The organism is Nocardia sp. NPDC127579, from assembly GCF_042672005.1.
In the GTDB taxonomy this organism is placed as follows: domain Bacteria; phylum Actinomycetota; class Actinomycetes; order Mycobacteriales; family Mycobacteriaceae; genus Nocardia.
The window spans coordinates 451395-473111 of sequence record NZ_JBHXVZ010000007.1 but is presented as its reverse complement, the minus strand read 5'-3'; the positions used below and the strand labels follow the sequence as shown (position 1 = coordinate 473111).

The window sequence follows — 21717 nt, the reverse complement described above, 5'->3', positions numbered from 1 at the left end:
TTGAGTCGAACACGCTCAACATCTAGACAGCTCAACCGGCTGCCCGCACGATCTATTCCCGGATCGTCACGGACACCATCCGCCATTCTCGTCAGGCGGCCCGTGCTCGGCCATGATGTGGCCGGTTCGTAATAGAAAAAGACCGATTGGTCCGATAGTCGGGCTACTGCAAGCCCTCGAACTGGATCCGCTCCGCCGGGGTGCCCGTCTCCAGCAGGCGGTTCACCGTCGCGTGCACCATCGCCGGCGAACCGCAGACCAGCACCTGATGCGCGGCGAACGCGCCGTGCGATCCGATCACCTCGGCCAGGGTGCCCTGGAACAGATCCTCGGGCGCGAAACCGATATCCACCCGCGATCGCTCGTACCACTCGTCGACCCAGCCCGGATCGGTCACGCTCTGCACCACCGGCACCACGGTCAGCCACGGCAGCTGCTCGGCCAGCAGGCTGAGCATGTCCGCGGCATACAGATCGCGCGGACTGTGCCCGCCGACGAACAGATACGTGCGCGGCGGCTCGGGAACGCGCGCCAGCTCCAAGATCTGCGAGCGCATCGGGGCCAGCCCGGTGCCGCCCGCGATCATGACCACCTCGTCACCGGCCGGATCGACCCGGAACAGGCCCGCGGGCGCGGAGATTCGCCACTCGTCGCCCATCTGGGTGTCGGCGACCAGGGTGCCGCTCAGCCAGCCCCCGGGCACCGTGCGCACATGGAACTCGAGCTTCCCGTCCAGCGAGGGGGGCAGCGCGGGCGAGAGCCGCCGCCGCACCTCCGGTTGCTGCGGCACCCGCACCTCGACCGACTGGCCGGCGGTGAAGGGCACGAACTCGCCGATCAGCCGGATGACGGCCAGATCGTGGCGCAGCCGGTGATGGCCGACGACGGTCGCCGTCCACTCTTCAGGCGTGCCGGGGCTGGGATCGATCGCCAAGGATGTCTCGCTTACACAGGATCGGAGGTAATGATGTGCTCGGGGGTGCCGACCGACACCAGCGCCCGCCGGGTGTCGGCGATCATGCGCGCCGAACCGGCGATCTGGATCTGGCGGTCCGCCCACGCGCCGAAGCTCGCGACGACCGCGCCCAGATTGCCGGTGAGCCGGCGGTGCATACCGTAGGGCTCCTCCGCGGGCGGGTGCGGAAACCACCACGGATTGGTCTTCTGCTCACAGACCGGGACGATGGTCAGCCACGGATTGCTCTGCGAGAGCTGCCACATGTTCTCCACGTCGTACAGATCGCAGGGGTAGCGCCCGCCGATGAAGAAATGCACCCGCGGGTTCACCCCGCGCTGGCCCATCTCGATCAGCTGCGCGCGCAGCGGTGCGATGCCGGTGCCCGCGCCGATCATCAGCACGTCGCGCTTGCTCTCGCGATCCACGCGCAACCCGCCCAGCGGTGCCGCGATCTGCCAGCGGTCACCGACCTTGGTCTCGTTGACCACGGCCGGGCTGACCCAGCCGCCGCGGATCTTGCGGACGTGGAATTCGATCTCCCCGTACGGATTCGACGGAATCGCGGGGGAGAGGTAGCGCCACATCCGGGGCCGCTGCGGAATCGTGACCGGCACGTACTGGCCCGCCTGATACGGGATCGGAGTCTCCGATTGCAGCCGCACGATCGCCAGATCCTCCAGCACCCGCCGGTGCCCGACCACCGTCGCCTCCCAGACCGGCTGCGACTTGTCGGAATTCGCGCCGATCGCCATCGCCGCGGAGATCAGGATGGTGACATCGCGCCAGCCCTCGTGCAGCTCCCGATTCCAGCCCGGCCCGTTGTAGGAGCGGAACGCCTGCAACAGCGCGTGCCCGGCCAGGTCGTAGTGCGTCGCCGACACACCGTACTTGCGGTGGTCGCGGGCGAGCTGCTCGAGGAACTTCTGAGCGCGCTCCCAGTCCTCGAGGTGATCGATCACGAACTGGATCGCGGTGACCAGTCGCTTGGCCTGCATATCCATCGCGGGGGGGAACAGCTCACGGAGCTGGGGGTTCTCGGCGAACAGAAAGCCGTAGAACGTGCTGGTCAACCGCTCGGGTCCGTTCGGTGCGTCGGTCACCGAACGGAAGTTGGCGCGGACCAGCGCTGCTGAACGCGCATCCACGACGTGGAGCTTCCTTTCCCTCGTCTTGCCCAGGGACATACCCGTCGGCCGTGTCGCAACCAGTATCCAGGAAAAACCGGAGGTCGTCACCGTAAGGCGGGGTATGACCGGCGCCAACCGTAATCTGTCGGCAAACCGGGCTGTACGCGGGGGAAGTGAATGCTCCCGCGGCGGTCAGATGGTCAAGATCGTCTTGCCGCGCGCGCCCGGTGCGCCGAGCACCGACGCCGCCTCGGCCAGCGGTGCCGTCCGCTCGATCGGGATCACCACGTCGCCGTCGCTGACCCGACGCAGCAGCCGAGCCAATTCCGGTGCAGCGCCGTGTGATTCGAAGTTTCCGCCGTCGATGCCGCGGTCCCGCAACGCGTCCGCGTCGGCGGCGAAGACGGTGGAGTAGGCGCTGCCGCCGTCGCGCACGACCGCGGTCAGCTCGGATAGCTCCTCGGGCGGGCTGACCAGGTCGAACAGCACGTCGACTCGATCCGGGTGCCGGGCGGCGACCTGCTCGGCCACCGAACCCCGGGTGTAGTCGACGGTTTCGGCCGCGCCCAGCCGCTGCATCTGATCCGCCGCGTCCCCGCGCGCCGTCGCGATGACGTGTGCGCCCGCGAGCGTGGCCAGCTGCACCAAAAAGACCCCGACGCCGCCGGTCGCGCCGACGATCAGCACGGTCTGGTCGGGCTCGATCTTGGCGGCGTCCACCAGATCCTGCGCGGTGATGCCCGCGGTGGGCACGGCCGCGGCCGCCATGGTGGGCACCCGCTCGGGGATCCGGACCAGGGTGGCGTCCTCGGGCAGCACCGCGTATTCGGCGAACGCGCCGTGCCCGGCCCGGTCGGCCAGGAACTTGCCGACCACGCGGTCGCCGACCGCGAAACGGGTGACCTCGGCGCCGGTCTCGAGCACGGTGCCCGCGCCGTCCACGCCTAGCACGAGCGGGAAGTCGTGCGGCAGCCGGCCGTCGAGGATGCCGTCGGCGAGCTTTCTGTCGAAGGGGTTCACCCCGGCGGCTTCGAGGGAGACGCGGACCTCGCGCGGTCCCGGTTCGGGCACCGGCATGTCGGCGGCTTCGGGGGTCGCTCCGAACTGACGTACCACGATCGCGCGCATCGTCCCGCTCCTCGATTCGTGCTGAATATGACGTTCTATGCATCCCTACACCACCGGCGGCGCGATTCATCGCATTCGGCCCGGGTGCGGCGTAGCGTGAGCGATCGAGGTCACGAAAAATTCGAACTTGAGCGGAACAGACTCAACCTTTACGGCGTTGGACGGTGTAACCAATCGACTCGTAGGAAGGTGATCGTGGACTCGTTCAATCCCACCACCAAGACCCAGGCGGCCCTGACCGCCGCCCTCCAGGCGGCCTCCGCCGCGGGCAATCCGGAGATCCGTCCGGCGCACTTGCTGGTGGCGTTGCTGGATCAGACCGACGGCATCGCCGCCCCCCTGCTCAAAGCGGTCGGAGTGGATCCGGGCGCGGTCCGGCGCGAGGCCCGCGACATCGTGGACCGACTGCCGCGCGCCTCCGGCGCCACCACCCAGCCGCAGCTCGGCCGGGAAAGCCTGGCCGCGATCACCGCCGCGCAGCACCTGGCCACGGAAATGGGCGACGAATACGTCTCCACCGAGCACGTCATGGTGGGTCTGGCCTCGGGCGACTCCGACATCACCATGCTGCTGCAGAAGTACGGCGCCACCGCCGACGCGCTGCGCGAGGCGTTCACCGCCGTGCGCGGCAGCGCGAAGGTCACCAACCCCGACCCCGAAGGCAGCTATCAGGCGCTGGAGAAGTACTCCACCGACCTGACCGACCTGGCTCGCGAGGGCAAACTCGACCCGGTGGTCGGGCGCGATTCCGAGATCCGCCGCGTCATCCAGGTGCTCAGCCGCCGCACCAAGAACAACCCGGTGCTGATCGGCGAGCCGGGTGTCGGCAAGACGGCCATCGTCGAGGGCCTCGCGCAGCGCATCGTCGCCGGTGACGTACCGGAGTCGTTGCGCGGCAAGACCGTGGTGTCGCTCGACCTGGGCGCCATGGTGGCCGGGGCGAAGTACCGCGGTGAGTTCGAGGAACGGCTCAAGGCCGTGCTCGAGGACATCAAGAACAGTGCGGGACAGGTCATCACGTTCATCGACGAGCTGCACACCATCGTCGGCGCCGGCGCCACCGGCGAATCCGCCATGGACGCGGGCAACATGATCAAGCCGATGCTCGCCCGCGGCGAGCTACGCCTGGTCGGCGCCACCACGCTGGAGGAGTACCGCCAGCACATCGAGAAGGACGCCGCCCTGGAGCGCCGCTTCCAGCAGGTGCTGGTCGGCGAGCCCTCGGTGGAGGACACCGTCGGCATCCTGCGCGGCATCAAGGAGCGCTACGAGGTGCACCACGGCGTGCGGATCACCGACTCCGCGCTGGTCGCCGCCGCCACCCTGTCCGACCGTTACATCACCGCCCGCTTCCTGCCGGACAAGGCGATCGACCTGGTCGACGAGGCCGCGTCCCGGCTGCGCATGGAAATCGATTCGCGCCCGGTCGAAATCGACGAGATCGAGCGCTCGGTGCGCCGGTTGGAGATCGAGGAGATGGCGCTGAGCAAGGAGACCGACGAGGCCTCCAAGATCCGGCTGGAGAAGCTGCGCTCCGAACTCGCCGACGGCAAGGAGAAGCTGAACCAGCTGATGACCCGCTGGCAGAACGAGAAGGGCGCGCTCGATCAGGTGCGCACCCTGAAGGAGGAGCTCGAGACGCTGCGCGGTGAATCCGAGCGCGCCGAGCGCGACGGCGATCTGGGCAAGGCCGCCGAGCTGCGCTACGGCCGGATCCCGGACCTGGAGAAGAAGCTGGCCGCGGCCGAAAAGGCTTCGGCCGGTGCGGCCGACGGCGAGATCATGCTCAAGGAGGAGGTCGGCCCGGACGATATCGCCGATGTGGTGTCGGCCTGGACGGGCGTCCCGACCGGGCGGCTGCTCGAGGGCGAGACGCAGAAGCTGCTGCGCATGGAGGACGAGCTGGGCCGCCGCGTGGTCGGCCAGTCCGAGGCCGTGCAAGCCGTCTCCGACGCGGTACGCCGGGCCCGGGCCGGTGTGGCCGACCCGAACCGCCCGACCGGCTCGTTCATGTTCGTCGGCCCGACCGGTGTGGGTAAGACCGAGCTGGCGAAGGCGTTGGCGGACTTCCTCTTCGACGACGAGCGCGCCATGGTCCGGATCGACATGAGCGAGTACAGCGAGAAGCACGCGGTGGCCCGCCTGGTCGGCGCCCCGCCCGGCTACGTCGGCTACGACCAGGGCGGTCAGCTCACCGAGGCGGTGCGCCGCCGCCCGTACTCGGTGATCCTGTTCGACGAGATCGAGAAGGCGCACCCGGATGTGTTCGACATCCTGCTGCAGGTGCTCGACGAGGGCCGGCTCACCGACGGTCAGGGCCGCACGGTCGATTTCCGCAATACGATCCTCATACTCACCTCGAACCTGGGCGCGGGCGCTGATCCGGAACTGGTGATGACGGCGGTGCGCGCCGCGTTCAAGCCGGAGTTCCTCAACCGCCTCGACGATGTGGTGATGTTCCACCATCTGGACGAGGACGAGCTGCGCTCGATCGTCGACATCCAGTTGCAGCAGCTGCAGAAGCGGCTCTCGCAACGCCGATTGACGCTCGAGGTGAGCGAGGCGGCCCAGTTGTGGCTGGCCATGCGCGGCTACGACCCGGCCTACGGCGCGCGGCCGCTGCGCCGGCTGATTCAGCAGGCGATCGGCGACACCCTGGCCAAGGAGCTGCTGGCCGGTGAGGTGCAGGACGGCGACACGGTCAAGGTCGACCTGGATCAGAACCGCGACACCCTGGTCGTGGGCAAGTAGCGACCGGACGGTCCGTCTTCCCGGGCGGACCGTCCTCGCGCGCCTACCCTGGAGTGCATGACGAACCCGAAGGATCCTTGGGGGCAACGTCCGGAAGAAGGCCCGCCGCCCGAGTACGGCCAGGAGCCCTCGGTCTATCCGTCGACCGAACAGTACGGGGCGTGGCCGCCCCCGCCACCTCATCCGACCGAGCGGTTACCGCAGGCCGAAAACCAGTGGGGCGCTTACGAAGGCGGATACGGCAACGAGTATCCACCGCCCGGTGCGGTGCCGCCCGGTGGTCCGCCGCCGGGCGGGCCACCGCCGGGGCCGCCGCCCAAACGCAATATCGGGCTGTGGGTCGCGCTCTCGCTCGGTGTGGTCGCGCTGGTCGCGGTGGCCGCCGCCATGCTGGGCGCGCTGCTGGGTAGTCGCGATTCGAGCTCCGACAGCGCGGGCGGCACCACCACCCGGTCCCTCCCGGCCGCCCCGGTACTGCCGCCGGAATCGGGGGACCCCAGCAGCACGGAGCTGCCCGGTCTGCCCGGATTCGACAATCTCGGCGCGACCATGGGCACCATCGACGCCAACGAAGGCGGCACCATCACCCTGGAGGCGACCTCCGGCGCCACCGTCACCGTGCGCACCGACGAGATGACCCAGGTGATTTCGCTGTCCGGCTCGAAGGTGTCGGACCTGCCCGTCGGTGACATAGTGATGGTGCAGGGTGACAAGAATCCGGACGGGTCCATCTTGGCCAAGTTCATCATCAGCACCGCGCTGCCCGGCGGCCCTCGGTGACGAGGTTCTGCCTCGGCGCGCCCACAATGACGAACTCTGCCGGGCTGCGCCCATTAAGGTAGATGGCGATGACGGCATTGTGGTTCGGGTTGGCGGCGATCGCACTGATAGGTGCGATCGTGCTGCTGTATTTCGATCGGGTCCAGCGGCAGCGGACCGGTCACGCACGCCAGGTCTGGGCGAAATCCCAGGGCTACACGTATGTATCGGTGGAACCGGCGCTGCCCGCCACCTGGCGGCGTGGCGCCCTGGCCAAGCTCGGCTACCTCTCCGCCGTGGACGTGGTGTCCGGAATTCGCAAGGGCGAGAAGTTCGTTCTGTTCGACCTGGAAGACGCGGCGACCCTGGTCGCCGTCCGACGTCAGATCGGCTCCGATATCGACGTGGACATGCGGCTGAAGACGGCCGCTCCGCCCAAGGACGCCGATCTGGAGCTGCTCGGCGCGATCGGTGACCGGGTGGTGTTCGCGACGAATCCCGAAATCGCCAGGCACGCGGTCGATCAGCGGATGGTCGCGTTCATCGAGTCGCTGCCCGACACCGTGCAGATGCTGTGGTCCGAAGGCAACTGGACGCTGGGCATGCTCTCCATCGGCACGGTGCCCAAGGATTGGGAGACCACGATCGACGCCGTGCTGCGGCTCTCGGGTCTGCTGCATGTGCTGCCCCCGGTCGCCGATCCGCGCCCCGGCGCGACCGGTCACGAATCCCGCCCGCATCCGGACGAGGACGACGATTTCGACTCCGAACTGGACGTGCCCGATCTGGGTGAGCGCGACGACTGGGACTACGACGAGCGCGACGACGAGTTCCCCGGCTACGACGAGGAACCCGAGCCGCCGCGCCGCCCGTCGCTGGCGGTGGTCCCCGACGCCCGGGTCCGTGCGGAACAGCTCGACGAGGACGACGAGCCGCGCGGCCGGGACGAGGCGCAGCCCGGCGGCCCGTTCCACCCCGGTTTCCGTCCGTACCAGGGTCCGGTCCCGCAATAAACCGCTGATGGGAATATGGTCGCCATGACCGATAGTGCTGCTTCCGCGCGCCTGCCCGGCGCTACCCGCCCCGTCGCCCTGGTCACCGGCCCCACCTCCGGTATCGGCCACGGTTACGCCGGTCGGCTCGCCGCCCTCGGCTACGACCTGGTGTTGGTGGCCCGCGACACCGAACGGCTGACCGCCCTGGCAGGTGAGCTGGAGCGCAAATTCGGTACCCGCTCGGAGGTGCTCACCGCCGATCTCGCGGTCGAGGCCGATCGGGAACGGGTCGCCGAACGGGCCGCGGCCGGTCTCGAATTCCTGGTCAACAACGCCGGATTCGCGCATCAGGGCGAATTCTGGACGCTGCCCTACGAGCGGCTGCAAGCCCAGCTCGACGTCAATGTCACCGCGGTGCTGCGGCTGACCCACGCCGCCCTCCCGGCCATGATCTCGGCGGCCAAGGGCTCCGTCGTCAATGTGGCCAGCGTGGCGGGTCTGGTGCCCGGTCGGGGCTCGGCCTATTCGGCCTCCAAGGCCTACGTCGTATCCTTCACCGAGGGTTTGGCGGGCGGCCTGGCCGGCACCGGTGTGCGGGTCCAGGCGCTGTGTCCCGGATTCGTGCGCACCGAATTCCACGAGCGCGCCGGTATCGAGATGTCCTCGACACCGCGGCGGATGTGGTTGACGGTCGACCAGGTGGTCGCGGATTCACTGGGTGATCTGGAGAAGGACCGGGTGGTATCGGTGCCCGGAGTGCAGTACAAGGTGCTCACCACAGCGGCTGGCATGATTCCGCGAGCCCTCCAGGTGCGCATGAATCGCGGCCTGTTCAACTCACGCGGAAGGACGTAAACAAGTCATGAGCGAGGCATCAACCCTGCTCGATCGCGACAAGCTGGCCGCGCTGGTGCGCGCGCTGGCGGTGGTGCACGGCAAGGTCACGCTGTCCTCGGGCAAGGAGGCCGACTACTACGTCGACCTGCGCCGGGCCACCTTGCACCACGAGGCCGGGCCGTTGATCGGCCGGCTGCTGCGCGAGCTGGTGGCGGACTGGGACTTCGATTCGGTGGGCGGTCTGACCATGGGCGCGGATCCGGTGGCGCTGGCGGTCATGCACGCGCCGGGTCGCCCGATCGATGCGTTCGTGGTGCGCAAGGCCGCCAAGACGCACGGGATGCAGCGCCAGATCGAGGGGCCCGACATCGTGGGCAAACGCGTGCTCGTGGTGGAGGACACCACGACCACCGGCAACTCCCCACTGACCGCGGTGCGCGCGCTGCGGGAGGCGGGCGCTACCGTCGTCGGTGTGGCCACCGTGGTCGACCGGGAGACCGGCGCCGATCAGGTGATCGCGGCCGAGGGGCTGGAGTACCGTTCCATCCTCGGTCTCAAGGACCTTGCCCTGGGTTAGCCTGGGCATCGGTTATAGGGTTGTCCGGTGAAGGGTCGTGTGAGTCACCCATGGTGAGCATTGCTGTCAACAAAGGTCGCGAGAACGTTGCGATGCTCGGAATCGGTGCTTACCGTCCGCAGCGCATCGTCAGCAACGCGGAAGTGTGCGCGGTCCTGGATTCCACGCCCGAGTGGATCTTCGAGCGCACGGGTATCCGCAATCGCCGCTGGATCAGTGGCGAGGAGACGTTGCGTTCGATGGCCGCCGCGGCCGGTGCCCGCGCGCTGAACAACACCGGGATCGACCGGTCGAAGATCAGCGCGGTGATCCTGTGCACGTCGAGCTGGCTCAAACTCACCCCGCACGGCGCCCCGACGATCGCGCACGACCTGGGCATCAACGGCGTCCCCGCGTTCGACCTGACCTCGGGCTGTGGTGGTTTCGGTTACGGCCTCGGCGTCGCGGCCGACCTGATCCGCGCAGGCTCCGCCGAATATGTGCTGGTGATCGGCGCCGAGACGATGACCGTCGGCCTCGATCCGACCGATCGCGGCACCGCCATGATCTTCGGCGACGGCGCGGGCGCGGTCGTCGTCGGCCCGGCCGAGGAGAACGGCATCTCCCCGACGGTGTGGGGCAGCGACGGCGAGCATGCCGAAGCCATCGCCCAGGATGTCGACTTCCTGGAGTACATGAACAAGGCGCAGGCCATGCAGGGCGTCGACCCGGAGGTCGAGGCGATCGGCCGGATGTCGCTGCGTATGCAGGGGCCGAGCGTGTTCCGCTGGGCCGCGGTGACGCTGCCGCGCGCGCTGGCCTCGGCGCTGGAGATGTCCGGAGTCGCCAAGGACGATATCGAGGTCTTCGTCCCGCACCAGGCCAATGCCCGGATCAACGAGTTGATGCGCAAGAACCTGGGTCTGGCCGACGATATCCCGATGGCCAACGACATCGAGAACACCGGCAACACCTCCGCCGCGTCGATTCCGCTGGCCATGGAGGAAATGCTGGTCACCGGGAAGGCGAAGGGCGGCCAGACGGCGCTGCTGCTCGGGTTCGGCGCGGGTCTGAGCTATGCGGGCCAGGTCGTCACCCTGCCGCCGGCGCCGGCCGAGCCGAGTTTCTGAGGACGCTGTCGTGCGGGTGTTTCGGGCCGGGTTCCTGGCGGCCGCGGCGGTCACCGTGTTCGGCGCGGTCACCGGTCGCGAGAAGGTGCAGTGGGTGGCCAAGCCGCTGCTGATGCCGCTGCTCGCGGCGGATGTGGCCACCGCCGAGGTCGAGCTGGATCCGGTCGATCGCGGGCTGCTGCTCGGTTCGCTCGCCGCGGCCACGGTGGGTGACGTGCTGTTGATCGACCCGGACAACGACCGGCGGCTGATCGCGGGCGCGTCCTCGTTCGCGGTGATGCAGACCGGGTATTCGGCGCTGTGGCTGCGCCAGGGCGCCCGGCCCCGGCCCGCGATCGCGGTGCCGCGGGTCCTGGCCTGCCTCGGCGCGGGCGCGCTGCTGCGGGCGCGAGCCCGTTCGGTCGCAACACCTTTGACGGCCTACGGTGCGACGCTGGGCACGGCCGCCGTGCTGGCGTCGGATCCCGGGCTGGCGCCCGACGCGAAGAACATCGCGGGCCTGAATCTCCCGAATCCCGATCCACGCAGCCGCCTGGGTATCGGCGCGCTGCTGTTCACGATTTCCGACGGACTCATCGTGCTACGTCGTCTGTTCGCGCGCAGCCCCCGATCCCGCCATCTCGCCGAGGGGCTCATCCTGTCGACTTACGCTGCCGCCCAATACTTCCTGGCCGATCCGCGAGTGCACCGCAAGCCTTGACCACCCACTTCCCCGAGCTGTTTACGTAGGCCGTCGACGAGAGTGGACTGTGGATCTGTATCCAGAATTGGCGGATCTCTCGCTGGACGAACTGGTGGCGCGGCTGCGTAGCGGCGGGAATTACGACGACTACTACGAAGCGGTGGTCGAGCGGATCGCGGCGTCGGGTCGGCCCGGAATCGATTGTCTCTATGCGGAATTGGATCGAAAGCAGCTTCCGCAGGCGCTCGCTGTGATCGATGGGCTCTTCCAGGTTTCCGGCACTGATCCGATCTTCGGTGCCAGGATGCGGGAGTTGTTGCGGGAACACGAATCGGATCTGCTCGCCGAGGCGATCGTGGCGCTCGGATATCTGGGGGCCGCCGATGTGCAGGGTGAAGTACTCGGGTTCCTCGATCACGAGTCGCCCACCGTGCGGAGTGCGGTTCTTCAGTACGTGCGAAGGAATTCCGGAGAGTCGGCGAAACCGATTCTGATCCGAGCGCTGTCGGATCGTCATGCGCTGGTTCGCGAGAGTGCGGTAGACGAGTTGGGTGATCTGGGTGCGGTGGATGCGATCACGGATCTGACTCCGCTGGTCGAGGACTCGAACGAGGCGGTGCGGCAGGCGGCGCGAACCGCTGTCGCGAGTCTGACCGAGCTGGCGGCGGCAGGCCGTTAGAGCACCAGGATGATGCGGTCGCGGTCGGCTGGATCCACGCGGATCGAAATCGTCGAGCCGACAGTCAGTTTCGGGCTGTCGGCGGGGGTGATGGTCAGGGTGATCGAGCCGGCGTAGGTTTCGGCGCCGGGAACGGTGAGTTCCAGTTCGAGCCGGGTCAGTTCGCCGCGCCGGCCGTCGGGTTCGAGCGGGTGCCGGTCGATGACGAGGGCCCAGCCCTCGAGCCCGTGCCGCCACAGCCACCGATCGGCGCGGGACGGGCGCGTGGTCAGCAGCATCCCCAAGCCGACGGCGGAACCGAACAGCCCCACCATCGCGACCACCTGGAAGGGGAGGGTCCCGGGTGGCGTGTGATGGATCAACCAGCCCAGCCACAGGCCGAGCAGGATCAGGTACCCGGCGACGACGCCGAGCACCGTGCGGAGAATGCGCGCGTGGTCCATGCCAAGCCTCCACCCCGGAAACCCTGCGCTCAGAATAGGACGGCCCGCGGCGCCGTGAACCAGCCTTGACGAAATCCCGTTCAGTACCCGACGTAGCTGTTGCCGGAGTTCATTGCCACGATGCCGGGCACGTTGGACAGCGAGCCGTAGCGTTCGATGGCGTATCTGGTGCCGGCGATGATGTTGTCGACCGGGTTGTAGATGTCGTCGTGGCCGGGCAGCTTGTAGGAGTTGAAGGTCGGGTCGATGGTCTGCATCAGGCCCTTGGACGGCGTACCGGCCGCGGCGTTGCTGTCCCAGTTGTTGATGGCGTTGGGGTTGCCGCCGGATTCCTTCTCGATGATCTTGGCGATGATGGCCGCGTCGCTGTCCTTGATGTCGTAGCCCGCGGCGCGCAGTTCGCGAATGGCCTCGTCGATCCAGTCCTTCTGCTCGCCGCTGGGCATGGTGGTCGGGGCTTCGTTGCTGTATTCCGGGTTGTCGGTGGGCGCTTCGCTGCTCGGCGCGTTCGAGGTGAGCTCACTCGAGGGGGATTCGCCCTGGGTGAGCGCCTGGAGGGTGGCGGCGAACGAATTATCGCCCGCGGCCATCGCGTTGGCGCTGGTCAGCCAGTTCTGGCCGGTCTGCTCGAGCGTGTCGGCCCACGCCGTGACCTGCTGGCCGATCGTTTCCATCGCGGTCACGATCTGCTCACCGTATCGCAGATACTCCCGGCCGACCTGGGCCGGCACGAACTCGGACGCGGCGCTGCGCAAACGACCGGCGCTGTCCGCCAGCGCCAGCGCGGCCGCCGATTGCGCACCGGCCAGCAATTTCAGGCCCTCTACGTTGATCTCCATGACGGTCCTCCTGTCTGGACGCTGGTGTGGTTACTTCGTGGGCTTGGACCGCAGCGCCCAGATGAGCAGGTCCGGATGTTGCATGAGCTCAGCGGGTTTCGGCGCACCCGCCGCCGGCCGCGCCGCCGCGCGGCGCTTGCGCTCCGCACGAGCACGTGCCGCGAGTTCCTGAGCGGCCTGCTGCGCGCGCAGGTCGGCGCGCTCCAGCCGGGCCTGGATCCGCCGGACCGACGAATCATGCTGGTTGGCAATGTGTTCCAGCCGCAGTACCGGATTCATGGCCGCTCTTCAGGGGTGTCGGTGGTGAACGGACTCGGACTCGGCACCTGACTGCCATCCGATTCACGGTCACGGTCACCGGCCCGCATACCGATCGGCGGCAAGCCCATCAGCGAATTCGGTGCAGGTGACGCGGTGTTGGTCGGAACCTCGGTGGTCGGGATGTGTGCCGCGGGGACCGTGGTGGGCGACGGCGGGTTGACCGTCGAGGGTGCGGAAGGCGGTTCTGTGGTGCCGGGCGCGGACGGTGGCTCGGTCGTGCCGGGCGCGGACGGCGGTTCCGTAGTGCCCGGGGCGGACGGCGGTTCCGTCGTGCCGGGCGAAGGCGGCGGTTCCGTAGTGCCCGGCGACGACGGGGGTTCCGCGGTGTCGCTGCCCGCCGGATCGATCAGCTTGTCCACCGAATCGATGATCTTCGAAATGCCTTCACCGCCCGACTTCACCGCCTCGCCACCGGCTTTGAGGATGTCGTCGAGGTCGTCGTCCAGCGAGCCCACCGCCTTGATCAGGTCGGGCAGACTGCCGGTGATCTTGCTGGCCGCGGTGATGACATTGGCGATATCGCCGGGCCGCCACTCGCCTGCCTTGCCCATATCCGAGGAGGGTGCACTGGTCAGGTCCGTCGAGGGCGGGTAGGCGGTGGTGAGGTCGGGGGAGGGTGGGTTGGCGGCGGTGAGGTCGGGGGAGGGTGGGTTGGCGGCGCCCGTGTAGTCGGGAGAGGGTGGGTTGGCCGCGGAAATCGGATTGCCTTGGACGGGCACGGTGCCCGGCGAGGGTGTGTAGCCCGGCGAGGGCGCGGCGACGTTCTCCAGCGAGTTCATCTGCGCCGCGACGGTCTGCAAAGATCCGTCGACCGCGAGGTGGGTTTCGGAGTTGAGACTCGCGATCGCCTGGACCTTGCTCTCGACATCCGGCTTGAATACCGAATCGAGCCACTGTTTCGCGTACTGCTGCGGATCAGACATCGCTACCGCCCGGGTATTCGGGAAGAATCGCACGAAGCATGTTGCCCGCCTCCTCGGTGCTGGCTCCGCCGAATCCGTTCTTGGCGTACCCGATGAGCTGACTGATCTGATCAGCGGATTTGCCTGCCACGGAATCGGTCAGATACTGCTGGATGGTCGTGACCTTGGCCGTGACGATCTGTTCGAGCGTGTCGGCGGCGGCGCCGACCGTCGTCGATGTGGTCGCCAGCGACGTGGTCCCCGTGGATATCCCGGTGCTCGCCTGCGACTGCGCGTAGGTCGCGGCGGTCGCGGCCGCCGAGTTGGTCCAGAGGGTTTGCAGCTGTGCGAGTTTGGCTTGCTGGTCGGTCGCCTGGTCGGTCAGGGTGGAGGTCAGCTCGCTGCTCAGCGTGCTCGCGTAGGCGCGCAGCCCCGCTACGCTCATCCCTTCCTGCTGGAGGTATTCATCGATCAGGGAATCCGGGCTGGTCGCGTTCGGATAGTCGCCGGCCCATTCCTGATACAAGGTCATCAACCGGCCGAAGGACTCCAGTTTGCTCATTCCCTGCGCCAGGACCTGATCGATATCGCTGCCGCCTTGGCCGCTCAGCGTGCGCATCACCGGACTCCGTCGCGTGTGATCGCTCGCCGCGCGGGGTGCGCGGGATCGATGAGTGTCATGCGGTCTCCCCGGATCAGATCTGTTGTGTCACTAGGTTTGACGTTCGCGGGCCGGAAACCGTTCCATCCACCGCGCAATTCGTCTCCCGAACGCCGGACGCACCGTCCACTGTGATCCAGGACACATCGCGGAGCGGGAACCGATTGTCGCCGGGCGCCGTCGAAGTCTATGAAAGCCAATCACATTCGACCGGCTTCCGCGGCTGCGGTGATCGAATCAGGAAGGGATCGGCGTGGACATCGAACAGTCTCAGGCCACCATCCAGCAGATGCAAGAAGCGCTGACGCGTATTCGCGCGACGGCGTCGACCGTCGACGGGGCGGTCACGGTCGAGGTCGGCGCCGACGGCTTCCTGCATGCGATCACACTCGACGAATTCGGCCGGGAACTGGATCAGCGGCAGTTGGCGGAGGCCATCGTCGATACCTACCGTTCCGCGTTCGCCGAGGCCACCGCGCTCATGCACCGCGAGGTCGAATACCTCGAGGCCGCCGCGCGTGACGCCGCACCGGTCGAAGTGCCGGTCCAGCAGTCCATGGCGGTACCCACGGCGCCCGTGGCGCAGGAGCTGCCGCGTCCCGCGGAGGATCCGCTGTGGCCGTATCTTCGGCCGTACCAGGCATCCGATGACCCCGGCGTCTACGCCCCGATCGAGCCCGGCGATCACAATCCCTACGCCGCCGTCTACGACGATCGACTGTCACCGCGCCGACGAATGCACACCGACGTTGCGGCCAGAAGTCACGGCCACGGTGCGGTCGCGCGTCCAGCCGGCGACGACTGGTTCGATGCCGCGTGGCGCGATCCCCGAGTGTCTCCGCTCTACGACTACTACCTGCCGCACGACGGTCTCTGGGACGACTAGTTGCGTCCGGGCGATCCTCTTACCCTCTGAGTCGCAGCACGGCGAGGACCCGCCGATGATGCGTATCCGACACCGGCAGATCGAGTTTCAGGAAGATGTTGCCGATGTGTTTTTCCACCGCGCGTTCGGTGACGGTGAGCGCGGTGGCGATCGCGTGGTTGGACAGGCCCTGGGCCATCAGTTCGAGCACCTCGCGTTCGCGCGGGCTGAGCCGGGCCAGCGAATCCTGTTGGCGGGAGGCGCCCATCAGCTGGCTCACCACCTCCGGGTCCAGGGCGGTGCCGCCGGTGGCGACCCGCTGCAGGGCATCGACGAACTCACGCACGTCGGCGACCCGGTCCTTGAGCAGGTAGCCGACGCCGCTGGCGCCGCCGGCCAATAGTTCGGTGGCATAGCGGGTCTCGATCCACTGCGAGAACACCAGCACGCCGGTCATCGGATACGCGCGGCGCAGTTCGATGGCGGCGAGCAGGCCCTCGTCGGTGAACGTCGGCGGCATGCGCACGTCGACCACGGCGACATCCGGATTGTGCTGCCCGACAACCTCGCTCAGGGTGCTCGCGTCGCCGACCATGGCCACCAACTGGTGGCCGCGTTCGGTGAGCAGGCCGGCCAGGCCGTCCCGCAGGATGGCGCTGTCCTCGGCGATGACGATGCGCAAACCGGTCACGGGCCTACCTCCGGCAGGAGCAGAGTCACGACGGTGGGACCTCCGGTCGGGCTGTCCACGGTCAGGGTGCCGTCGACGGCCCGGGCCCGCGCCGCCAGCCCGGACAGTCCGCTGCCGCCGGATTCCGCTGCTCCCGGCGCCAGGACGCCGCCGATCCCGTTGTCGCGCACCGTGATTGCGATCCTTCGGCGATCATGCGCGGTGACCGCGACCCACACCCGGTCGGCGTGCGCGTGTTTGACCACATTGGTGAGCAGTTCGGCGACCGAGAAGTAGGCGATGGCCTCGATCGCCGGGCTGGGCCGCCGCGGCAGCGTCACCCGCAGATCGACCGGCACCGCGCAGCGCGAGGTCAGCGTCTCCAGCGCCGGCGCCAGGCCCAATTCCAGTGCGGGCGGATGGATTCCGCGCACCAGCTCACGAAGTTCGGTGAGCGCCTCCTTGGACGACGCGTGCGCGTCGGCGATCAGATCGCGGGCATCGCCGCCCGCGACCAGGCGCTCCTCGGCCCGGCCCAGCGCCATGGCGATGGTGACCAGCCGGGCCTGGGTGCCGTCGTGCAGGTCCCGCTCCACCCGGCGCAGGGTCGCGGCGGCGTCGTCCACGGCCGCGCGGCGGCTCGCACGAAGTTCGGCGAGCTGCTTGTCCCGGGCCGTGGCCGCCAGCAGGGCGATGATGAGCAGGCGATGCAGCCCGGTGATGCCGCGGATCAGCCACGGCAGCGCGAAGCACAGCAGCGCGCCGATCGCCGCTACCCCGAGCACCCGGGGCCAGGTGTCGACGTAGAAGGACCCGAACTGCATCAGCGAGTGGTGTTCGACACCGTGCTCGTCGACATTCATCGGCTGGAACGCGGCCCAGAAGACCGGGGAGATCGCCGTGAACACCGTCATGGCCACGACGATCGCGGCGAGATAGCCGCCGACGATGCCCAGCGGGACCTGGATCAGCACGAACAGCAGCGCCCGCCAGCTCGGCCGGTCGGTGAACGCGCTCTTGAGGAATCCGAGCAGGCCGGGCCGGCGGACGAACGCAGGCGGCGGCTCTGCCGCGGTATCCAGCAGTGTCCGCCCCAGCGCCCGATACACCCGGCCGAAGATCCGGTGGCCCAGCAGGCCGAGGGCGAGCAGCGGGATGCCGATGATCGTGATCGAGGCATAGAGCCCGGCGCCGATGGCGAAGAAGACGTAGACGACGCCGATCATCCCGAGCGCGAGCGCCACCAGGAGGTAGCCGAACTCCTTCCACACCCGCGCCTGGAAGGGGGCACGCAGCACGGTGTGCCATGCCGGCGACCCGGTCGGAGGCGGGTCGAGCACGAGAGTGGGATCGGCCTGTGTGTCGGTCATGGATTCCATGCTGGTCGGCGCGGCGGCGGCGAACGAGGGAGCTGACCGCCGAAATCGAGGTGGTGCCAGCTACACCCTATGACCGTTGGATTACGAGGTGGATGCATGATTCCCGGGGAGGCCCCGAAGTGGAACGCTCACAGCTAGCATCCTCCACATGAGTTTTCCGCCGTCGATGGACAAGTCCGGCCAGCCGGATCAGCCCTATGGGCAACAGCCGTACGGCCAGCAGCCGTATGGTCAGCAGTCCGATCCGTATGCCCAGCAGCCCCAGCAGCCTTACGGTCAGCAGTCCGACCCGTATGCCCAGCAACCGCAGCAGCCCTACGGCCAGCAGCCGTACGGCCAGCAGCCGTATCCGCAGCAGCCTTACGGCGCGCCGTACGGCAGCCCGTACGGTCCGCAGGAACATCCGCAGTCCACGATGGTGCTGATCCTGGGCATCCTGGGCGTCACCCTGTGCAGTCTGTGCGCGCCGTTCGCCTGGTTCATGGGCAAGAAGACGCTCGACGAGATCGATGCCTCCGGCGGCGCTCTCGGCGGCCGCGGGAAGGTGCAGGCGGGCTTCATCCTCGGCATCATCGGCACCGCGCTGATCGCGCTGAGCGTGCTGCTGGTGATTCTCCTGGTCGCCATGGGCGCGTTCAGCGCCAGCACGTACTGACGGCCGTCGCGCTGGAATTAGCATCGTCGGAGTGACTCACCCGCAGCCCGACACCGCCGAGCCCGTACCCGGACCCACCGAATGGGGCGAGCATCCACACGGTGTCGGGCCGTGGTCCGACGAATTCGGCACCCCGCCTCCGGCCGACTCGCGCCTGGACCCGGAGCTGCTCGCGCACGGTGACCGCCGCAATGTGGTGGACGCGTACCGCTATTGGACCCGCGAGGCCATCGTCGCCGACATCGACCGGCGGCGGCATCCGTTCCACGTCGCCATCGAGAACTTCGGACACGACGCCAATATCGGCACCGTCGTGCGCACCGCGAACGCCTTCGCGGCGGCGGCGGTGCACATCGTCGGCCGCCGCCGCTGGAATCGCCGCGGCGCCATGGTGACCGACCGTTACCAGCATCTCGAACACCACTCCGACATCACCGAACTGCTCGACTACGCGACCCGGCACGGGCTCACCGTGGTCGCGGTCGACAATGTGCCGGGCGCGGTGCCGCTGGAAACCGCCGAACTGCCGCGCGCGTGCCTGCTGCTGTTCGGACAGGAGGGCCCGGGAGTCACCGAGCATGCCAAAGATGCCGCGGCGCTGACGGTTTCGATCGCGCAGTTCGGTTCCACCCGCAGCATCAACGCGGGCGTCGCGGCGGGGATCGCCATGCACGCCTGGGTGCGGCAGCACGCCGACCTGTCCACCTCCTGGTAGCCGGGTAACAAATCGGCCACATAACGCACCGGCCAGCTGGCACCATGGGGACCATGACCTCGCGCAGCCCGAACACCGGGCACGACGCCCCCTCGACGCCCGAATTATGGTCGCAGCGGGCCGATATGGCGGAGTCCGCGATCGTCTCCCGGCATCTGCGCGCGCTCTGGGCATTGCCCGGCACCGAGCTCGGCGTGGTCGGCTGGCCCGCCACCGCGCGCGAACGCGCCTTCGTGACCTGGCATTACTGGTGGCAGGCGCATCTGATCGACTGCGCGGTCGACGCCGCCAACCGGGTGCCGACCATCACCCGCCGCAAACGCCTGGGCGAGCTGGTGCGCTCGCACCGGATCCGCAACCTCACCGGCTGGACCAATCGGTATTACGACGATATGGCCTGGTTGGCCATCGCGGTGGAGCGCGCCGAACGCACCCAGGGCATCACCGAGGCGCGCGGTGGTCTGGTCGCGCTGGAGAAGCAGCTCTTCCAAGCGTGGAATCCGGCCGCGGGCGGCGGTGTTCCGTGGCGGGTCGGCTCCGATTTCTACAACGCGCCCGCCAACGGTCCGGCCGGGATCGCGCTGGCCCGGCTCGGCCGCTACACCCGCGCGCAGGAGATCTCCGATTGGCTGGACACGAATCTGCGTGATCCGGCCACCGATCTGATCCTGGACGGCGTGCATCTGCCCGGGGGCGACATCGACAGCGCGATCTACACCTACTGCCAGGGTGTGGTGCTCGGCCTGGAAGCCGAGCTCGCGGTGCACACCGGCGATCCGCGGCACGGGGAGCGCGCGCACCGGCTGCTGCACGCGGTCGACGCGCGGCTGACCACCGGCGGTGTCATCCACGGCGGTGGTGGCGGCGACGGCGGCCTGTTCAACGGGATCCTGGCCAGGTATCTGGCGCTGCTGGCGCTCATGCTGCCCGGTGACGAGCCGGAGCAGGTCGAGGACCGCAGACTCGCGGCCTCGATCGTGCGCAAGTCGGCGGCGGCGGCCTGGTCGAATCGGCTCGAGGTCGAGGGCGAGCCGCTGTTCGGCGCCGACTGGGCCAAACCCGCCCGGGTTCCGGGCAGCAGCGCCGGCGCCGGGTTCTTCACCTCGGGTGGTTCGGTGACCGCCTCGCAGGTGCCCGAGCGCGACCTGTCGGTGCAGCTCTCGGGCTGGCTGCTGATGGAGGCGGCCTACCAGGTCAGCGCGGCGAGGCTGTAGCGGATCAGCGTTCCGCCGGAGCGGTTTCCACGTCGAAGTCCTCGGCCGGTTTGGCCATTTCCTGCCGGTAGTGCCGGATGCCGAGCACGGTGCCCACGAACAGCCCGACGATCAGCGTGCCGATCACCATCGGCATCAGCCACGGCACCTGCTGGATGAAGCCGCCCGCGTAGTAGCCGATCAGCAGCAGGACCGGCGCCCAGATGATCGCGCCGATGGTGCTGGCCACGGTGTATTTGCGGTGTTCCATGCCGGCCGCGCCCGCGACCATCGGGCACAGCGTGCGCACCCACGGAATCCAGCGCGCCACCAGCACCGCGAGAAAACCGTGGCGCTGCAACAGCTCCGAGACCCGGGCCAGATTCCGGGTGTTGATGTATCGGCCGTTCTTGCGGGCCACCAGGTGATGGCCGGTGCGCTGGCCGATCACGTAGCCGACCTGGTTGCCGGCGATCGCGGCCACCATCGCGCCCACCGACAGCGCCCACACGTGGGTCTCGCCGGAGGCGTGTGCGGCCATCACGATGCCCGCGGTGACGAGCATCGAATCACCGGGCAGGAACAGCCCGACGATCAGTGCGCATTCCAGGAATACGAACGTCAGCACCACGGTCCAGACCAGGGTGGGTCCGGCGGACAGCAGCGGATCGAAGGAACCCACCGCCAGGGGCTGGGCCGTCAGCAGAGTTGGCGCCGTAGCCACCGGGTCAGCGGCTCGACTCGTTAGAGGTGAGCGCGGCCTCGGGCGCTTGCTCGGCCGGGGTCTTGCCGCGGTTGAGCACCTTCTTCGCCACGGCCATGATGCCGGGCAGGATCGAGACGAACACGATCAGCAGGAAGATGGCCTCGATGTGCTCACGCACGAAGGACACATTGCCGAGGAAGTAGCCGATGATGGTGACGCCGCCGCCCCACAGGACCGCGCCCACGATGTCGAAGGCGACGAACTTGCGGTAGGACATCTCCGAGACGCCCGCCAGTACCGGCATGAAGGTGCGCACGATCGGAACGAACCGGGCCAGGATGATGGTCTTGGGCCCGTGCTTCTCGAAGAACTCATGGGTTTCGGTGATGTAGCGCTTCTTGAAGAAGCGGGTGTCTTCCTTGTGGAAGATCTTCGGGCCGATGGCGCGGCCGATCCAGTAACCGGTCTGGTCGCCGACGAAGGCGACCACGACCACCGCGGGCAGCAGCACCCAGATCGACACCGACGGCGGGGTCTGCGCGGCCAGCATGCCGCCGGTGAACAGCAGGGAATCGCCGGGCAGGATCGGGAACAGCAGACCGGTCTCGATGAAGACGATGACCAGGATCGTGGGCAGCACCCAGTTCGCCAGCGACGTCTTGGTGAGCAACGTCAGCGGATCGAGGATGTTGCTCCATACCGATTGGTCGGCGGCCAGTAGATCGGTCGCTGCCAGCAGATTCACGCGGCCTCCTGTCCGGGGACA

24 protein-coding genes are annotated in these 21717 nt (G+C 68.2%); 12 read left to right on the top strand and 12 right to left on the bottom strand.

The window, feature by feature from the left end; genetic code table 11:
* Positions 1-163: 163 nt before the first annotated feature.
* The 3 genes from ACFVMC_RS25085 to ACFVMC_RS25075 all read right to left on the bottom strand — a co-directional run bounded on the left by ACFVMC_RS25085 (position 164) and on the right by ACFVMC_RS25075 (position 3213).
* Positions 164-934 carry an FAD-binding oxidoreductase gene (locus tag ACFVMC_RS25085; protein WP_379214035.1) on the bottom strand — a complete coding sequence of 257 codons (771 nt, stop codon included), beginning with the start codon at positions 932-934 and terminating at the stop codon, positions 164-166.
* Positions 935-945: 11 nt separating this feature from the next.
* The gene (locus ACFVMC_RS25080; protein WP_379214033.1) at positions 946-2103 is read right to left on the bottom strand and encodes a globin domain-containing protein; all 1158 of its coding nucleotides are present in this window, start codon (positions 2101-2103) and stop codon (positions 946-948) included.
* A 174-nt stretch (positions 2104-2277) separates the two neighbouring features.
* Positions 2278-3213: an NADP-dependent oxidoreductase gene (locus ACFVMC_RS25075; RefSeq protein ID WP_379214031.1), complete on the bottom strand. Its 936-nt coding sequence runs from the start codon at positions 3211-3213 to the stop codon at positions 2278-2280.
* Positions 3214-3408: 195 nt separating this feature from the next.
* Between ACFVMC_RS25075 and clpB the strand changes: the two genes are divergently transcribed.
* The 8 genes from clpB (at position 3409) to ACFVMC_RS25035 (ending at position 11602) form a co-directional block, all read left to right on the top strand.
* On the top strand, positions 3409-5964 hold the full coding sequence (clpB, locus tag ACFVMC_RS25070) for an ATP-dependent chaperone ClpB (RefSeq protein ID WP_379214029.1): 2556 nt from the start codon (positions 3409-3411) through the stop codon (positions 5962-5964).
* 57 nt (positions 5965-6021) lie between these two features.
* Positions 6022-6744: a DUF5666 domain-containing protein gene (locus tag ACFVMC_RS25065; protein WP_379214028.1), complete on the top strand. Its 723-nt coding sequence runs from the start codon at positions 6022-6024 to the stop codon at positions 6742-6744.
* 68 nt (positions 6745-6812) lie between these two features.
* Complete coding sequence (locus ACFVMC_RS25060; RefSeq protein ID WP_379214026.1) at positions 6813-7736, top strand: hypothetical protein; 924 nt, start codon at positions 6813-6815, stop codon at positions 7734-7736.
* 24 nt (positions 7737-7760) lie between these two features.
* Positions 7761-8573 (top strand): SDR family NAD(P)-dependent oxidoreductase, encoded by an 813-nt coding sequence (locus tag ACFVMC_RS25055; protein ID WP_379214024.1) that lies wholly within the window; start codon positions 7761-7763, stop codon positions 8571-8573.
* A 25-nt stretch (positions 8574-8598) separates the two neighbouring features.
* Positions 8599-9132, top strand: coding sequence for an orotate phosphoribosyltransferase (gene pyrE, locus ACFVMC_RS25050; RefSeq protein WP_379214100.1), 534 nt, complete (start codon positions 8599-8601; stop codon positions 9130-9132).
* Between the two features lie 50 nt (positions 9133-9182).
* Positions 9183-10241: a beta-ketoacyl-ACP synthase 3 gene (locus tag ACFVMC_RS25045; RefSeq protein WP_379214022.1), complete on the top strand. Its 1059-nt coding sequence runs from the start codon at positions 9183-9185 to the stop codon at positions 10239-10241.
* Between the two features lie 10 nt (positions 10242-10251).
* Complete coding sequence (locus tag ACFVMC_RS25040; RefSeq protein ID WP_379214020.1) at positions 10252-10941, top strand: lysoplasmalogenase; 690 nt, start codon at positions 10252-10254, stop codon at positions 10939-10941.
* 49 nt (positions 10942-10990) lie between these two features.
* Positions 10991-11602, top strand: a complete 612-nt coding sequence (locus ACFVMC_RS25035; RefSeq protein ID WP_379214019.1) for a HEAT repeat domain-containing protein — start codon at positions 10991-10993, stop codon at positions 11600-11602.
* Here ACFVMC_RS25035 and ACFVMC_RS25030 read toward each other — a convergent pair.
* From ACFVMC_RS25030 to ACFVMC_RS25010, 5 genes are all read right to left on the bottom strand, one after another.
* Positions 11599-12045, bottom strand: a complete 447-nt coding sequence (locus ACFVMC_RS25030; protein ID WP_379214017.1) for a hypothetical protein — start codon at positions 12043-12045, stop codon at positions 11599-11601. The two genes, ACFVMC_RS25035 and ACFVMC_RS25030, sit on opposite strands and share 4 nt — an antisense overlap.
* Positions 12046-12125: 80 nt before the next feature.
* Positions 12126-12884 (bottom strand): transglycosylase SLT domain-containing protein, encoded by a 759-nt coding sequence (locus ACFVMC_RS25025; RefSeq protein ID WP_379214015.1) that lies wholly within the window; start codon positions 12882-12884, stop codon positions 12126-12128.
* 30 nt (positions 12885-12914) lie between these two features.
* On the bottom strand, positions 12915-13163 hold the full coding sequence (locus ACFVMC_RS25020) for a hypothetical protein (RefSeq protein ID WP_379214014.1): 249 nt from the start codon (positions 13161-13163) through the stop codon (positions 12915-12917).
* Positions 13160-14128, bottom strand: a complete 969-nt coding sequence (locus ACFVMC_RS25015) for a hypothetical protein (protein ID WP_379214013.1) — start codon at positions 14126-14128, stop codon at positions 13160-13162. Before ACFVMC_RS25015 ends, ACFVMC_RS25020 begins: the two co-directional genes overlap by 4 nt.
* Positions 14121-14726: a hypothetical protein gene (locus ACFVMC_RS25010; protein ID WP_379214011.1), complete on the bottom strand. Its 606-nt coding sequence runs from the start codon at positions 14724-14726 to the stop codon at positions 14121-14123. Before ACFVMC_RS25010 ends, ACFVMC_RS25015 begins: the two co-directional genes overlap by 8 nt.
* Positions 14727-15021: 295 nt before the next feature.
* Here ACFVMC_RS25010 and ACFVMC_RS25005 point away from each other — a divergent pair, with 295 nt between their 5' ends.
* On the top strand, positions 15022-15654 hold the full coding sequence (locus tag ACFVMC_RS25005; RefSeq protein ID WP_379214009.1) for a YbaB/EbfC family nucleoid-associated protein: 633 nt from the start codon (positions 15022-15024) through the stop codon (positions 15652-15654).
* A 19-nt stretch (positions 15655-15673) separates the two neighbouring features.
* On the opposite strand, the gene ACFVMC_RS25000 is transcribed toward ACFVMC_RS25005, so the two are convergent.
* Both ACFVMC_RS25000 and ACFVMC_RS24995 read right to left on the bottom strand, forming a co-directional pair.
* Positions 15674-16315, bottom strand: a complete 642-nt coding sequence (locus ACFVMC_RS25000; RefSeq protein WP_379214099.1) for a LuxR C-terminal-related transcriptional regulator — start codon at positions 16313-16315, stop codon at positions 15674-15676.
* 5 nt (positions 16316-16320) lie between these two features.
* Positions 16321-17673, bottom strand: coding sequence for a sensor histidine kinase (locus tag ACFVMC_RS24995; RefSeq protein ID WP_379214008.1), 1353 nt, complete (start codon positions 17671-17673; stop codon positions 16321-16323).
* 157 nt (positions 17674-17830) lie between these two features.
* Between ACFVMC_RS24995 and ACFVMC_RS24990 the strand changes: the two genes are divergently transcribed.
* Genes ACFVMC_RS24990 through ACFVMC_RS24980 form a run of 3 tightly spaced genes read left to right on the top strand, consistent with a single transcriptional unit; the run spans position 17831 to position 20266 of the window.
* Positions 17831-18337, top strand: a complete 507-nt coding sequence (locus tag ACFVMC_RS24990; RefSeq protein ID WP_379214006.1) for a DUF4190 domain-containing protein — start codon at positions 17831-17833, stop codon at positions 18335-18337.
* Positions 18338-18368: 31 nt separating this feature from the next.
* Positions 18369-19052: a TrmH family RNA methyltransferase gene (locus tag ACFVMC_RS24985; RefSeq protein WP_379214004.1), complete on the top strand. Its 684-nt coding sequence runs from the start codon at positions 18369-18371 to the stop codon at positions 19050-19052.
* A gap of 53 nt (positions 19053-19105) precedes the next feature.
* Entirely contained in the window at positions 19106-20266 is a 1161-nt protein-coding gene (locus ACFVMC_RS24980; RefSeq protein WP_379214002.1) for a glycoside hydrolase family 76 protein, read from the top strand.
* A 4-nt stretch (positions 20267-20270) separates the two neighbouring features.
* Here ACFVMC_RS24980 and ACFVMC_RS24975 read toward each other — a convergent pair whose 3' ends face one another.
* Both ACFVMC_RS24975 and ACFVMC_RS24970 read right to left on the bottom strand, forming a co-directional pair.
* Positions 20271-20927 carry a DedA family protein gene (locus ACFVMC_RS24975; protein ID WP_379214097.1) on the bottom strand — a complete coding sequence of 219 codons (657 nt, stop codon included), beginning with the start codon at positions 20925-20927 and terminating at the stop codon, positions 20271-20273.
* A 46-nt stretch (positions 20928-20973) separates the two neighbouring features.
* Positions 20974-21696 carry a VTT domain-containing protein gene (locus ACFVMC_RS24970; protein WP_379214000.1) on the bottom strand — a complete coding sequence of 241 codons (723 nt, stop codon included), beginning with the start codon at positions 21694-21696 and terminating at the stop codon, positions 20974-20976.
* Positions 21697-21717 lie beyond the last annotated feature (21 nt).

Bases quoted from the DNA above. Each gene is read 5' to 3' on its own strand.
- ACFVMC_RS25075 (WP_379214031.1), bottom strand. From the start codon at position 3,213: ATGCGCGCGATCGTGGTACGTCAGTTCGGAGCGACCCCCGAAGCCGCC.
- ACFVMC_RS25065 (WP_379214028.1), top strand. From the start codon at position 6,022: ATGACGAACCCGAAGGATCCTTGGGGGCAACGTCCGGAAGAAGGCCCG.
- ACFVMC_RS25060 (WP_379214026.1), top strand. From the start codon at position 6,813: ATGACGGCATTGTGGTTCGGGTTGGCGGCGATCGCACTGATAGGTGCG.
- ACFVMC_RS25055 (WP_379214024.1), top strand. From the start codon at position 7,761: ATGACCGATAGTGCTGCTTCCGCGCGCCTGCCCGGCGCTACCCGCCCC.
- ACFVMC_RS25045 (WP_379214022.1), top strand. From the start codon at position 9,183: ATGGTGAGCATTGCTGTCAACAAAGGTCGCGAGAACGTTGCGATGCTC.
- ACFVMC_RS25030 (WP_379214017.1), bottom strand. From the start codon at position 12,045: ATGGACCACGCGCGCATTCTCCGCACGGTGCTCGGCGTCGTCGCCGGG.
- ACFVMC_RS25025 (WP_379214015.1), bottom strand. From the start codon at position 12,884: ATGGAGATCAACGTAGAGGGCCTGAAATTGCTGGCCGGTGCGCAATCG.
- ACFVMC_RS25020 (WP_379214014.1), bottom strand. From the start codon at position 13,163: ATGAATCCGGTACTGCGGCTGGAACACATTGCCAACCAGCATGATTCG.
- ACFVMC_RS25015 (WP_379214013.1), bottom strand. From the start codon at position 14,128: ATGTCTGATCCGCAGCAGTACGCGAAACAGTGGCTCGATTCGGTATTC.
- ACFVMC_RS25010 (WP_379214011.1), bottom strand. From the start codon at position 14,726: ATGCGCACGCTGAGCGGCCAAGGCGGCAGCGATATCGATCAGGTCCTG.
- ACFVMC_RS24995 (WP_379214008.1), bottom strand. From the start codon at position 17,673: ATGACCGACACACAGGCCGATCCCACTCTCGTGCTCGACCCGCCTCCG.
- ACFVMC_RS24990 (WP_379214006.1), top strand. From the start codon at position 17,831: ATGAGTTTTCCGCCGTCGATGGACAAGTCCGGCCAGCCGGATCAGCCC.
- ACFVMC_RS24980 (WP_379214002.1), top strand. From the start codon at position 19,106: ATGACCTCGCGCAGCCCGAACACCGGGCACGACGCCCCCTCGACGCCC.